The sequence below is a fragment of the Peribacillus sp. NPDC097675 genome (genome assembly GCF_050277655.1).
Taxonomy (GTDB): domain Bacteria; phylum Bacillota; class Bacilli; order Bacillales; family DSM-1321; genus Peribacillus.
Genome location: NZ_JBNNSK010000001.1, coordinates 388332 through 402023, shown reverse-complemented (window position 1 = coordinate 402023; position 13692 = coordinate 388332). Strand labels below are relative to the sequence as shown.

General features: G+C 40.1%; 16 protein-coding genes and 2 riboswitches. Of the genes, 3 read left to right on the top strand and 13 right to left on the bottom strand.

Annotation, left to right across the window (positions count from 1 at the left end; all coding sequences use genetic code 11):
- Positions 1-83: 83 nt before the first annotated feature.
- On the bottom strand, positions 84-920 hold the full coding sequence (locus ACQKL5_RS01990; protein WP_427606344.1) for a lipoate--protein ligase family protein: 837 nt from the start codon (positions 918-920) through the stop codon (positions 84-86).
- A 198-nt stretch (positions 921-1118) separates the two neighbouring features.
- Here ACQKL5_RS01990 and ACQKL5_RS01985 point away from each other — a divergent pair, with 198 nt between their 5' ends.
- The gene (locus tag ACQKL5_RS01985) at positions 1119-1502 is read left to right on the top strand and encodes a rhodanese-like domain-containing protein (protein ID WP_427606343.1); all 384 of its coding nucleotides are present in this window, start codon (positions 1119-1121) and stop codon (positions 1500-1502) included.
- A gap of 130 nt (positions 1503-1632) precedes the next feature.
- Here ACQKL5_RS01985 and gcvPB read toward each other — a convergent pair whose 3' ends face one another.
- From gcvPB to gcvT, 3 genes are read right to left on the bottom strand one after another with little or no spacing between them, the layout of a single operon-like run.
- Positions 1633-3090, bottom strand: a complete 1458-nt coding sequence (gcvPB, locus tag ACQKL5_RS01980) for an aminomethyl-transferring glycine dehydrogenase subunit GcvPB (RefSeq protein ID WP_427606342.1) — start codon at positions 3088-3090, stop codon at positions 1633-1635.
- On the bottom strand, positions 3087-4430 hold the full coding sequence (gene gcvPA, locus ACQKL5_RS01975; protein WP_427606341.1) for an aminomethyl-transferring glycine dehydrogenase subunit GcvPA: 1344 nt from the start codon (positions 4428-4430) through the stop codon (positions 3087-3089). Before gcvPA ends, gcvPB begins: the two co-directional genes overlap by 4 nt.
- 18 nt (positions 4431-4448) lie before the next feature.
- A complete protein-coding gene (gene gcvT / locus ACQKL5_RS01970) occupies positions 4449-5555 on the bottom strand; it encodes a glycine cleavage system aminomethyltransferase GcvT (RefSeq protein WP_427606340.1) in 1107 nt (368 codons plus the stop codon).
- Between the two features lie 115 nt (positions 5556-5670).
- A riboswitch (glycine riboswitch) is annotated at positions 5671-5754 on the bottom strand.
- 3 nt (positions 5755-5757) lie between these two features.
- Positions 5758-5853, bottom strand: a riboswitch (glycine riboswitch).
- Between the two features lie 312 nt (positions 5854-6165).
- Here gcvT and ACQKL5_RS01965 point away from each other — a divergent pair.
- Positions 6166-7854: a DEAD/DEAH box helicase gene (locus ACQKL5_RS01965; RefSeq protein ID WP_427606339.1), complete on the top strand. Its 1689-nt coding sequence runs from the start codon at positions 6166-6168 to the stop codon at positions 7852-7854.
- Positions 7832-8629 (top strand): YqhG family protein, encoded by a 798-nt coding sequence (locus ACQKL5_RS01960; RefSeq protein ID WP_427606338.1) that lies wholly within the window; start codon positions 7832-7834, stop codon positions 8627-8629. The genes ACQKL5_RS01965 and ACQKL5_RS01960 overlap by 23 nt, the downstream gene beginning before the upstream one ends.
- A gap of 46 nt (positions 8630-8675) precedes the next feature.
- Here ACQKL5_RS01960 and ACQKL5_RS01955 read toward each other — a convergent pair whose 3' ends face one another.
- The 9 genes from ACQKL5_RS01955 to ACQKL5_RS01915 all read right to left on the bottom strand — a co-directional run bounded on the left by ACQKL5_RS01955 (position 8676) and on the right by ACQKL5_RS01915 (position 13511).
- Complete coding sequence (locus tag ACQKL5_RS01955) at positions 8676-8873, bottom strand: YqzE family protein (RefSeq protein ID WP_427606337.1); 198 nt, start codon at positions 8871-8873, stop codon at positions 8676-8678.
- Positions 8874-8963: 90 nt separating this feature from the next.
- Entirely contained in the window at positions 8964-9350 is a 387-nt protein-coding gene (gene comGG / locus ACQKL5_RS01950; RefSeq protein WP_427606336.1) for a competence type IV pilus minor pilin ComGG, read from the bottom strand.
- Positions 9343-9822 carry a competence type IV pilus minor pilin ComGF gene (gene comGF / locus ACQKL5_RS01945; RefSeq protein ID WP_427606335.1) on the bottom strand — a complete coding sequence of 160 codons (480 nt, stop codon included), beginning with the start codon at positions 9820-9822 and terminating at the stop codon, positions 9343-9345. The genes comGG and comGF overlap by 8 nt, the downstream gene beginning before the upstream one ends.
- Positions 9770-10108: a hypothetical protein gene (locus ACQKL5_RS01940; RefSeq protein WP_427606334.1), complete on the bottom strand. Its 339-nt coding sequence runs from the start codon at positions 10106-10108 to the stop codon at positions 9770-9772. Before ACQKL5_RS01940 ends, comGF begins: the two co-directional genes overlap by 53 nt.
- Entirely contained in the window at positions 10095-10505 is a 411-nt protein-coding gene (gene comGD, locus ACQKL5_RS01935) for a competence type IV pilus minor pilin ComGD (RefSeq protein ID WP_427606333.1), read from the bottom strand. The genes ACQKL5_RS01940 and comGD overlap by 14 nt, the downstream gene beginning before the upstream one ends.
- A gap of 40 nt (positions 10506-10545) precedes the next feature.
- Positions 10546-10854 (bottom strand): competence type IV pilus major pilin ComGC, encoded by a 309-nt coding sequence (gene comGC / locus ACQKL5_RS01930; protein ID WP_402965816.1) that lies wholly within the window; start codon positions 10852-10854, stop codon positions 10546-10548.
- A gap of 80 nt (positions 10855-10934) precedes the next feature.
- Complete coding sequence (comGB, locus tag ACQKL5_RS01925; protein WP_427606332.1) at positions 10935-11993, bottom strand: competence type IV pilus assembly protein ComGB; 1059 nt, start codon at positions 11991-11993, stop codon at positions 10935-10937.
- On the bottom strand, positions 11953-13029 hold the full coding sequence (comGA, locus tag ACQKL5_RS01920) for a competence type IV pilus ATPase ComGA (RefSeq protein WP_427606331.1): 1077 nt from the start codon (positions 13027-13029) through the stop codon (positions 11953-11955). The genes comGB and comGA overlap by 41 nt, the downstream gene beginning before the upstream one ends.
- A 101-nt stretch (positions 13030-13130) precedes the next feature.
- Positions 13131-13511, bottom strand: a complete 381-nt coding sequence (locus tag ACQKL5_RS01915; protein ID WP_427606330.1) for a Spx/MgsR family RNA polymerase-binding regulatory protein — start codon at positions 13509-13511, stop codon at positions 13131-13133.
- Between the last annotated feature and the right edge of the window lie 181 nt (positions 13512-13692).

Sequence of the window (13692 nt, the reverse complement as noted above, 5' to 3'; positions counted from 1 at the left end):
CCCTGACGTTAAAGGAAAAGCAAACTTGTTCACACAAATCTGAAAAAACTTATTTATTATCGAATTTCATTCTCTTGCTTTTTCTACCTCAAAAAATTCCAGTCATCGCTTTCGTATTTATTTTTGGCAATGTCCTTCACTTCCTGTAATTGCTGTCCATTCAGTTCAAATGGTTCCAATTCAATCGACAGTCCTTCAGCAAATCCTTTTTCAAAGGCTTGTTTCGCTTCGAGAATTGATATTTTTCTACCGGCAAGATCATTGATCGCCACTGCTTTATTCTTTAGATTATTTTTCATTTTTTCTTTTTTCCGCTCATCGGAGAATTTAAATACACTAAATAACTTATCCTCATCAAGTTCAAGCAGGATAGCTCCATGTTGAAGGATCACACCTTTTTGCCTCGTTTGTGCACTGCCAGCAACTTTTCTTCCCTCAACGACTAGCTCATACCAGCTTGGGGCATCGAAACAGACTGAGGACTTTGGTGATTTTAACAGCGCTTTTTCCTGCTCGGTTTCCGGCACAGAAAAATAAGCATCCAATCCTAAATTTCTAAACCCTATTAATATTCCTTCAGAAATCACTCGATATGCTTCTGTAACTGTATTTGGCATTCCCGGATAGGACTCGGGGAGGATTACACTATAGGTTAATTCATGTTCATGCAAAACAGCCCGTCCTCCTGTAGGTCTGCGGACGAAACCTAAACCTTGCCTTTTAACTTCTGCTAGATCTATTTCAGCTTCTGCCTTTTGAAAATACCCAATTGACAATGTAGCTGGTTTCCACCCGTAAAATCGGATAATGGGTGGAATTTCTCCATTACTCTGCCAGTTTAGGAGCGCTTCATCCATTGCCATATTATAAGCAGCCGAACAATTACCTGAATCAATGAATCCCCATTTTTCTTTTGCCATACTTACCCCTCTTTTCCGCTAGGCTCATTAGACCCTCTTTAAAAAAACTCACAAATAGTAGTTTACCAGAGTTTTGCACGCTTAAAAAGAAAGGAAGAAAAGCTAGAAATATTTATGAAGTTTTTTTTGATTATTGGTGCAACCAATTATATAATAGACATTGTCTGTATTCGTTTAGGTAGAAGGGAGTTTTTATGTTTGGAGATTTTATATACACTAATCGTCATCATAGTAGCCATCGTTGCATATTCACTTTTTAATTGGTTCCGTCAACGTAAGATCGTTAAAACCTTAACACAGGAAGAATTTATTGCAAACTACAGAAAAGTGCAATTAATCGATGTGCGGGAACCCAATGATTTTGATAATGGCCATATCTTAGGCGCAAGAAATATCCCTATGACACAAATGAAGACCCGGTTAGTCGAAATTAGACAGGACAAGCCTGTTTATTTGTACGCTCAAAGTGAAATCATTAGTGGAAGAGCTGCAGCCATGCTATACAAGAAGGGCTACAGAGAACTTTTCCATTTAAAAGGCGGATTCAAAATGTGGACAGGTAAGATTAAGGCGAAGAAATAAGTGCATTTTGTGTTCGGTACGGGAAAGGGAAGCATGAATAACAATTAAGCGTCTTATTTCCACGTGATACATAGGAATGCCCAAACGAAAAAATCCCCGCCAGTTGGCAGGGATTTTTTTATACGAATCGTTAACCTTGATAACGAAGAATTGGTTTCCTGGCAGCCAATGTTTCATCCAGGCGTTTAATTACTGTTGTATGAGGCGCCTCCTGAACGATTTCAGGGGTTTCTTCTGCCTCTTTGGCTATTTGTATCATTGCATCAATAAAAGCGTCCAACGTTTCCTTTGACTCCGTTTCAGTCGGTTCAATCATCATTCCCTCTTCTACATTTAACGGAAAGTAAATGGTTGGTGGGTGATACCCAAAATCCAGTAACCTTTTGGCGATATCCAATGTGCGAACACCCAACATCTTTTGCCTACGTCCACTTAGTACAAATTCATGCTTACAATGACGGTTATACGGCAAATCGAAATACGGCTCCAGCCTACGCATCATATAATTTGCATTGATGACTGCATTCTCGGTAACGGTCTTAAGACCGTCCGGACCCATCGACCTGATATACGTATATGCCCTTACATTGATGCCGAAGTTACCATAAAAGGGCTTGACGCGTCCAATGGATTGCGGACGGTCATAATCAAGAACATATTGATCACCATCTTTGATCACAAGCGGTTTAGGCAAATAGGGAATCAGTTCCGCCTTTACCCCTACTGGACCAGATCCAGGTCCTCCGCCTCCATGAGGGCCGGTGAATGTTTTATGGAGATTCAAATGCACAACATCAAATCCCATATCTCCTGGGCGGACTTTGGAAAGAACGGCATTGAGGTTAGCTCCATCATAATATAATTTTCCACCAGCCTCATGAACAACCTGTGCCATCTCGAGGATATTCTCTTCGAATAAGCCTAACGTATTCGGATTCGTCAGCATTAGTGCTGCCGTATCTGGACCTACGACTCGTTTCAAATCTTCAAGGTCCACGAGCCCGAATTCATTGGATTTCACGGTTATCGTTTCCAGACCGGCGACCGTTGCCGATGCCGGATTCGTTCCATGAGCCGAGTCGGGAACGATGACTTTCGTCCGGTTTAAGTCCCCATTGGCTTCATGGAAAGCCCTTATCATCATTAGACCCGTCCATTCACCATGCGCACCCGCAGCCGGTTGTAAAGTCACCTGGTCCATTCCCGTAATTTCAATTAAATGTTCCTGTAGATCATATAATAACTCCAAAGCACCTTGAACGGTCGATGGATCTTGGTAGGGATGGATATGGGAAAAACCATTATATCTTGCTACGTTTTCATTGATTTTCGGATTATACTTCATCGTGCAGGACCCGAGCGGATAGAACCCAGAGTCCACACCATGATTCCGCTTTGATAGAGCCGTATAATGACGCATGATATCCAGCTCTGAAACCTCTGGAAGCTCAGCTTCGTTTTCACGTATATAATCAGCAGGAATGATCTCCTCGAGTGAAACGCCCGCTACATCCATTTCCGGAAGGCTATATCCAATTCGACCGGATGTACTGATTTCAAAAATGAGTGATTGATCTTGATTATTCATAGTTGCCCTCCCAGTTCCTGCGCAAATGCATCGATTTCTTCTTTTGTTCTAAGTTCCGTAACTGCCACTAACATATGATTTGGCAACTCCGGATAAACCGAACCTAAATCAAAGCCGCCAATCATTCCTTTTTCAAAGAGCTTATTATTGACATCTTTGAAGGGAAGAGAAAGTTTAATGACGAATTCATTAAATGAGGGTCCTTCAAATACAACTTCTATTCCATGTTCCTGTAGTGCTTTTTTTGCATAATGAGCTTTTTGAATATTTTGCACAGCCATTTCTTTGACGCCCTTTTTCCCTAGTGCCGTCATCGCCACAGAGGCTGCTAATGCATTTAATGCCTGATTGGAACATATATTGGATGTCGCCTTGTCACGGCGTATATGTTGCTCTCGTGCCTGAAGCGTCAGTACAAATCCACGTTTCCCGTCTTCATCAACCGTCTGCCCTACTAGACGGCCTGGGACTTTACGGAGCAGTTTCTTCGTGACCGCAAAATATCCGCAATGAGGTCCACCGAAGGCGGCCGGAATTCCGAATGGCTGGGCATCGCCTGTCACGATATCAGCACCCAGTTTACCTGGTGGGGTCAATGCACCAAGTGCAAGTGGATTACTGGACACGATGAACATGGATTTCACATTATGTATGAGCTCTTGCATCTCCTTCAACGGTTCGATGCGTCCGAAAAAGTTCGGGTACTGTACAATCACGCCTGCAATATCATCCATAGCCAGGTCCTTTAATGCTGCCAAGTCCGTGACACCATTTTTATGAGGAATCTCGATGACTTCAACACGTTGTCCTTTGGCATATGTTTTCACCACTTCTCTTGATTCTGGATGTACTGTTGCTGAGATGAGGATCTTTTTCCTGTGTGTTTGACCGGCAGCAAGCATGGCTGCTTCGGCTAATGCCGTTCCCCCGTCATACATGGAGGAGTTCGCAACCTCCATACCCGTCAATTCACTAATCATCGTTTGATATTCAAAAATGGCCTGAAGTTCCCCTTGAGAAATTTCCGGCTGATAAGGGGTGTAGGCTGTATAAAACTCCGAACGGGATAAGACGTGATCCACAATGACAGGTGAATAATGATCATATACACCCGCTCCAAGGAAGGATACATAGTTTTTAAGATCCGCATTTTTGGAAGCTAGTTTTGATAATTCTTTCAGTAAAGCTGGTTCCGATTTGGCTGGTTTTATGTCATATTCACCTTGAAAGCGAACGCTTTCTGGAATATCACTGAAAAGATCATCTACAGTTTTGACTCCTATAACTTCCAACATTTCCTGTTTATCCTGTTCTGTCATCGGTAAGTAACGATGTTTCATCTTATGGACCATTCCCTTCTACTTTCCTCTTTTTTTATAAAAAGGCGTATTTATAATAATAGCTTTCAGTCTTTTTGAGCGTATTTCTACTTCAACTTCGGTGTCAAGATCTGAATGGTTCTTATCTATAAGCACCAATCCTACATTTTTTTTCAATGTTGGCGACTGAGTCCCTGTCGTTACTTCACCAATGGCTTTGTCCCCGCTGTATACTTTATAGCCATGCCGAGGTATGCCACGTTCGATCATCTTGATACCAACAAGCTTACGCGGTGCCCCTTTATCCTTTTGTTCACGAAGCACAGCTTTCCCAAAAAAGTCAGAATCCTTCTCCGTTTTAACCGCAAATCCAATACCGGCTTCGATTGGAGTGATATCCGGTGAAAGTTCCTGCCCGTATAATGGTAGTTTTGCTTCAAACCGGAGGGTATCACGAGCCCCCAATCCAATCGGTTGTATTCCTTCTTCCTTACCGGCTTCCAAAATCGCTCTCCAAAGGGCAGGACCATCTTCACTCTGGCAGTATATCTCGAAGCCATCTTCTCCCGTATACCCTGTACGTGAAACCATCGTGGATATATTATGAATGTCGACGTCTTCTTTAAATTTAAAAAAGCCAATCGTGCTCAAATCCGTATTTTCGGTTATTTTTTGCAATATTTTTTCTGCATGGGGGCCCTGCAAAGCGAGTTGTGCATAATCGTTTGAAACATTATGGATTTTGACACCTTCCATACCATTAGCCTGAAGCCAATTAAAGTCTTTTTCGATATTGGCTGCATTAACCACGAGCAGATAATCGTCATCCGCTTTTTGATAAACGATAAGATCGTCAACCGTCCCTCCATTTTCATAACACATGGCCGTGTATAATGCTCCACCCTTTTTCAGCTTAGATACATCATTTGTCAGCATCTTTTGTAAAAAGACAAGGCTTTCAAGGCCTTTCACCTCTATCTCTCCCATATGCGATACATCGAATAAGCCTGCTTTCGTACGTACAGCTTCGTGTTCATCTTTAATGCCCGAAAACTGTACCGGAAGTTCCCAACCACCAAAATCTATCGTTTTCCCACCGTTTTCACTATAAACCTCGAATAATGGCGTTCTTTTCAAAGTGCTCAAAAAATGACCTCCCCTATTTATGAATGCTTACCTTTATCACCAGCTGTTTTCCCTAGAATCCATTAAATGTGAAAAAGGACACAAAAAAGGACAGAGAAAGCCAAACTGGCTTTTTCTCTGTCCTGAAACCTGAAAGTTTACCTATATAATAGGTTTTCCCCTTTGGTGGCCATCATTAGTAGTCTGGCGCTCTCCAGAGTCGCGTCCGATAAGAGTTCATTTGCCTGAGAGATTCACTGCTAAGCTTGCTCCTTCGGCGCTACATCTATAGATATGTAGTCTCTCCCCTTACCATCACCCGCTTATTAATGGAAATGGTTAAAAAATCAACAATTCCCGACTGAACGTTTTTCAAATATCTAGAACTAATGCAATATCTATGCTTTGTTAATCTTGGATAAAGCATGCGCCGAATGCTAATACTATGAATACTAAGATTTGTAAACTCATTCTTATATTTCATTACTATTGCAATTTTCTAAATATATTTACATCCTACCCCAAGATACTTTTCTCTGCAATAACTTTCGTAGAGAAAGATTTTATTACATGATCGACATGGGTCCAACAACAAATAAGAAAATTACGTGTTAAGAAGGAGCAAGTATCAATGAAAATTAATATATCCTTCAGTTCTGAGTGGAATGATGAATTTCTTCAAAAGATGGAAAATGATGGACCGTGGGGAAACTGGGACCTTTATAAATTGGCTGTCCATATGGAAGAGAACCTGATCATTCCTGATTTCGAGGGTCTACAAGCCCCAAAACATCTTCCAAACCTCACGCCGCTTCCCCATCAATTAGAAGCAGCGCGACAGGCAGTTGAAGATATGAATGGCAAAGCCATATTGGCTGATGAAGTCGGACTTGGTAAGACGATTGAAGCAGGATTGATTTTAAAAGAATATATGATTCGCGGCCTAGTCAAGAAAGTTTTGATCCTTGTGCCTGCATCACTTGTCACCCAATGGGCTTTCGAATTGAATACTAAATTTCATATTCCCGCAGTCGTACAGAGAAAGAGTTATGTATGGGAATCATGTGATATCGTTATTTCGTCCATCGATACGGCTAAACGAGCCCCCCATCGGGATATCATCTCTAATTTAGAATATGACTTTATCATTATCGATGAAGCTCATAAACTTAAAAATAATAAAACGAAGAACTATGAATTTGTTCAAAATCTTAAAAAGAAATTTTGTTTATTGCTGACTGCAACTCCGATTCAAAATAAAGTCGAAGAAATCTTTAATCTCGTTTCTTTATTAAAACCTGGACACTTAGGGAATGCCACACTCTTTTCCGAGAAATATAAAGGGAAAGGTCGGAACATTCTTGAAGATGAGCATTTAAAGGACCTCGTCAATACGGTCATGATAAGGAATCGCCGTGCCGATACGGGGATAGAATGGACGAAGCGGAATGTCGAAACGATTATCATTGAATTTTCACCGACAGAACAAGCCTTGTATGATGCCGTAACCAAGTTTAAACCGATGTCAGAAGGTACGAAGGGAAGCGCTTTTTCTTCACTTACCCTCCAAAGGGAAGCATGCAGTAGCAGAGAAGCAGTCTACTATACATTGAAGAATATGAAGGAAAAATATAAAGAACCGAGCGCTGAATTCGAATCAAAGTTAGATGAACTTTTCGAGAAGGTGAATCTTACCGAACAGAATTCAAAGGCTGAGAAAGCTTTGGAACTTATTAAAAGAATTGATGACAAGGTGATCATTTTCACCGAATACCGGGCTACCCAACTTTATCTTCAATGGTATTTACAGCAACACGGCATTTCTTCCGTACCCTTTCGCGGTGGATTTAAGCGTGGGAAAAAAGATTGGATGAGGGAACTCTTTCAAAAGAAAATCCAAGTTTTGATTGCCACCGAGGCTGGTGGAGAAGGAATCAATCTGCAATTTTGCCACCATTTGATTAATTTTGATCTACCTTGGAATCCAATGAGATTAGAACAAAGGATTGGACGGATTCATCGGCTTGGGCAAGAGGAAGACGTCATGATCTATAACTTTGCAACGAAAAATACTGTGGAAGAACATATATTGAAATTGTTATATGAGAAAATTCATCTGTTTGAAAAGGTCATAGGGGAATTGGATGATATATTAACAAAATTGGAAATAACCAATATCGAGGAATATTTAATAGATGTTGTCGGAGAATCCAAAACGGAAGGCGAAATGAAAATAAAAATGGATAATTTAACTTCCATGATTCAGTTCGCACAAGATATGAAGGATGGTGAAATTCATGCAGCAACAGGAAATTCATGATTTTTTATTAACCTACTTTCAAGCGAATGACTGTGTTGTGCTAGAAGATACCTCAGCCTATCTCACAGTTCAGTTAACAGTTGAAATGGATAAGGAACTGATGAACAGACCTTTTTATTGGCATTATCTCGAAAAAACCGGGGGGATACCAAATCCTGGTCAACTCACTTTCATCACGCACCCCGAACTGGCACCACCAGATATGAAAGGGGAAAAAATTCACTTTGGGTCGCCACGGCTTCACCAAATCATCCAATCAACCAAAAGACTGGCAGGTTTCATCAGGCTTTTTGAGGATAGACCTCTCTTAAAAACCGGACAAAGTCCATTGCTCCCCTGGCTAACACAAAACGTAAAGATATCTTATCAATGTGACAGAAAAAAAGATATTTTCATGTCTATTGGTCTTAATTTGATTTCCGGGGAGATCATAGAAGGATTTCACGAACGTTTATTGCCGCTCAAGGTCACTCCAAAAATACCGGATAACTCGTTTACCCTTTCGCCTTTAATCATGCCAAAAAGCGGTTTGTCCAGGCTTGATACCTATATTCGTAAAAGCTTTGAGAATGATGACCATGCCTGGGCAGAAGAAGCTATGGTACGTTGGCAGACCGACCTTGAATTGTTGGAACATTTCTATAAGGATATGGAGGAGAAAAGTGAAAGCTATTTTACCGAGAAACAGGCATTGCAGGCCCAATATGAACCAAACATACAAATTTCCATCATCAATGGTGGGGTGTTTTATTTATCCGACCGAGCATTAGCATAACTTTCTCCTAAACAAATCAAAAAAAAGCAGATGTCTGAACGGAAGCTCAAGACATCTGCTTTCTCTTTTTGATTTTACGTATGAACATGGACAATGCAAAAGGAACGATACCGAACCAATGAGAGACAGTAGGTTCTTTATCCTCTTTTCGGTGAAGCCGTTTTTCTTTTCTTTCCCTCTTCGATAAATTGAAGTACTGTACGATTTGCTGTGTAATATATTTGATATAAGCATTTGTCGACATATAAATCACCCCTGACTAAGTATGTCCGAAATATGCTTCTTTTAATCGTACGCCCTTATTCATCTTCAGTACTTCAGATCAGAAGAACGGCTAGTCCTTGAGTTTTTCTATCCATTCTATTACTCTACCTATTTTTTTATCATAAAGAATGATGATTCGACTTGTCCGATTATTCCTGGACAAGGATGCAAATTCGATATAGGCATAACGAACATCTTGTTTCGTTAATTTATAATGCACATCACCATTCGGATACGAGATATCCCCCTGAATGCTTTTAGGTAACTCTCCATCCCATTCGGCTGTCACCTCATTAACGGCTAGATGCACTAAGTGATCGGAAATTTCCGTCTCTTCTACTTCTTTATAAAATTTTTTATCGATGACAAATTGATCAATCATCAAGATTGAGAACATGATAAATACACTAGCTATAATCATAACCATCGGGAATACGACTCCTTTTTGATTATTCATCAGCCACCAACTGATTCTTAAGGAAAGGATGAAATTTCCGTATGAAATTCTTACCTGATTTATCCGTTATATGGATCTCAATAACATCGCCATTCTTTTCCACTTCTACATTCGATATGTTCTGAAGAATGACCTCATGGCCCTCGCCATTAACACGTCTTCTAAGCTTGTCATTATATTGTTCAATCATGGATAAATCTTCACCTGACAGTAAAAACAATTTATTTCCCACCACATCCTGGCTTTTAGAGCTTCTGACTTCCTGTTGCATTTGCAAGGTGAAAATCTCCCACTCTTTAGGGTGAATTTTATTTTTCGTTCCTATCTGTGTTTGAATGATTGTAAAAAGCTGTAGGACAAAGAGTGAAATAGTCATCAAGATCATTAAGGAAAAAAGCATTTCAATCATTGTAAACCCTTCATTTTTTCGCAACATCACAAATCGATTCATATTCTTCCGCTGCGTTTTCATATCGAACACATCCTTCAACCATATCGGAACCCCCCTTTTGGGCACTCCAGGTCAATTCATATAGTCTTTCCTGATACGTAATATCCTCTTTAACAGCTCCTATCTCTCCGTCCATGTATGCCGACAACCTTTCATACAGCAAATAGTGGGCGTCAGCCCTTAAGACTACATTTTTCCGATTGGACATCGACTCTACAAGGATTGGCAGAATGGACACCACTAAGAATACACAGATGGAAACGGAAGCTATCATTTCTAAATAGACGTATCCTTTACTGTTTCTCAATCCTGAACCTCCCTTTACCAATATTGACTACTAGCTTGTATTTCCCATTCGTCGTATCAATCGTCATCGTACCGGCTTTCGATGCATTTCCATACTGATTAAAATAAAACGCAGCCCCCAACGTCCCTTTCAAAAACCGTATATCTTTCGGGATTGTCCTCTCTAGTATCCCTTCTTCCTTATATGAATAAATGGTGTAAACACCTCTCTCGTTATCCATATAAAAATAAATCAAACTTTCGTGGCTTATTGCATACTGTTGAGCATAAAAAATATCTTCATTCAATTGATTAAGGAACATTTTATTTTCCATTCCTTTAAAAAAATTCGGGTATAAGTTAAGACCTAATGCACTTAACAGAAGAAATACTACCAGGACAATTAGGGTTTCCGACATGGTGTAACCTCCGGATGAAGGGCTAACCCTCCCAAGGTCGCTACTCAACGACCGTAACCTTTCCTTTATTGTCTATACTGATGCTATCCCCATTCGGACAGGATTTTTGTTTAAGATACCCTTGCGTTTCCAATTCACTAATACCGGAAGGCAACTTGGAATTGTCGATTTCATAGGCCTGGACTTGAGCCTGAACCATTTTTACAAACGCTTCACAACCCTTGGAATGGATGGTTGATTGATGTTTTGTGATGTTTGGTATGGTGATGATCAATAGAATCGAAATAACGAGCAATACGATAAGCATCTCAATTAATGTAAAGCCTTTCTCATTTAAATATTTCTTCATATCAATCTGCTAAACAAGAAAATAACAGGTATCACACAATTATTTTCGGAGCAGATTCACCTCCTGTTTTTTTCTAGTACCTATATTCCATCGAGAAGAGAAAACATTGGCAGTAAGACAGCCAAATAGATAGAAATAATCAATAGCCCAATTAATGAAAAGAGAAGCGGTTGTATGATTTTCATGATCGTATTCATTCTTTCTTCAATCTTTTCCAGTAAAAAACGGCTGTAGTGAAGTAACTCCGAATCCAACCGGCCGTACTTTTGTCCATTTGCTGTGATAATCGACAAGTTCTTATCGAAGTATGGCTGTTCCTGAAAGATTACTTCTAGAGATCTCCCTTCCATCAAATCATCTTTAATGATGGAACAAAGTTTTTGATAGAATGGTTGCTGCTGGTTTATGGAGAATAACTTAATACTTTGGTTAATGGATAGTCCCCCAGCGAGCAACCCGCTGAACTGACTTGCAAAAAAGTATGTTTCGTAGAGTTTAAAAAAGGGACCTGCCAGAGGGATTTTCAATAATAGTCGCCGTTGCCTCAAGGGACATAGCTTATCGAACCAAAATTGCTTGAATAAATAACAGAAAAGGAGCAATACAAGAAGGATAAAGGGGATGGTTGGGAGGATACCTGAAGAAGCAGCCAACAAATTCAGAATTAGATTCTGTTTAACATTCATCGTAAAGAAAATTGTTTGAAACTTGGGAAGAAGAACACTCTGGAGAACGTAAAATACGATGCTCACAAAGAAGAACAAGAAAATCGGATAGACCATTAGCTTTTTCACTTTTTCTGTATCTTCCGTTCGCTTCTTCCAATAAAGTCCCCCTTCCTTCAACGCTCGATCAAGGTCGCCATATTGTTCGCCGTAAAATATAAAACTCACTAGTTCTGGATGGAATTTAAGGTTCGTTAACACTTGATGCAACGGGTGTCCACTTCTTAAATCTTCAATAGCCCGATTGAAATCCCCGGACTTTTTCTTCGATTCTTGGAACTCCAGGAAGTGGATTGCTTCGGCCAAGGGATAGCCATGGGCTAATAATTCACCTAGCTTCGCAATAAAGACAGCTTGTTCTTTTAACGTCCATTTACTTTTCGGTCTCCTCGTAAACCAGCCTTTCAAATTCATCTTGATTCACATAGCCCATCGCTACCGCTTTCCCTATTTCGTCTTTTAACTGACGGTAAGTGGCCTTCCCCTTTCCTTGTTCCTCTTTCGTCACCTGCAGAACTTCAGCTAGACTTTTTCCATGAAGCAATTCATACACACTTGCCCTCTTATTTCGGTATGTCATTGAGCAGTCAGGCTTACATTCACCTTCACAATGCGGGCATTTCAGCTCGACCAATCTTTGAGCAGTCACGCCAATCAAGCTCTGTTCAATCTCTAGCCAGCTTACACCGAATTCAAGTAGCCTAGAAATGGCTCCTTGGGCATCTCTTGTATGCATAGTTGTGAGTATCAAATGGCCAGTTAAGGCAGCCCTGACTGCAATCTTGGCCGTTTCGGAGTCTCTTATTTCCCCGACCATGATAATATCGGGGTCATGCCTGAGTGCCGCCTTTAAACCGACAGAATACGTTATGCCCGCCTTTTCATTAATTTGGACTTGCAATACTTTTTCTGATTCATTTTCAATCGGATCCTCAAGCGTGATGACATTTCGGTTGATCATCTCTTGTGCATGATGAAGAAGGGAATACAAGGTCGTCGTTTTTCCACTTCCGGTTGGTCCTGTGAATATGATCATCCCATGGGAATGTTTCAAAAGGGCTATTAGTTTTTGAGCGGTATTGGGAAACAAGGATAACTTTTGTAGAGGTAGAATATTTTGCTGGGGGATCAATCGGATTACCAAACTCTCGGAATGTGTGGTCGGCAAGGTAGAAAGTCGAAGTCCAACCACTTTATTGGCCAGGTTGACGGTGATGGCTCCGGTTTGGGGCCTTCTTTTCTCGCCAATATCCATTGCGGCAAGAAATTTCAGATGGGAAATGAGCCTTTCCGTTTCAAAGAAAGAGAGGTTTTCTTGAGGTACGAGCTTGTTATCAATTCTAAATTGAATGAGGGGGCCTTCCCTGCGTGGTAAAAAGTGGATATCCGATGCCGATAGTCTAATGGCATTGGTAAGGATTTTTTCTGCTGTTTTTTCAATCGATATCAATCATTCATCACCTCCATATTTTCTTGTAGTAGATTTTCGACGTTATAAGACAAATTCCTTCCTAATAAAAAAAATTCTCGAAAATAAATTCGAGAATAGACTTATATGCTCATTTTCAAATCCAGGCTATGAGAAACTAAATTTCGTAAAGCATCTTCATTATGACCTATCACTAGCTTTTCACCATCTATTAGAATCGGTCGTCTTAATAATTTTGGCTCGTTTGTCAATAGATGAAGTACATCGGAAAGTACCATCTCATCAATGTTAACGTCTAAGTTTTTATATGCTTCACTTCTTGTTGCCAAGACCTCATCCATTCCTTCGGTCGTTAATTCGAGAATACGCTTTAATTCTTTCTCGTTTGGGGTATCTTTGAATATATGACGCTCATCGAAGCTCACGTGATTGGCCTTCAACCATTTTTTTGTTTTACGGCAAGATGTGCAGCTTGGATACGAGAAGAAAGTTAATCGTTCCATCTTTTATCACTCTCCGTTCACATATTGTGTTTTTTTCTTTCTATAACGATATTGTACAACATTTGTATAATGTTTGTATATATTTTTACTCTATAAATCCGATTGAAATGTGAACATTTTCTTAATTAAGGTAAATTTGTTGGTTCTTTCATTCCAATTTTTTTTGTCTGTATTATAATAT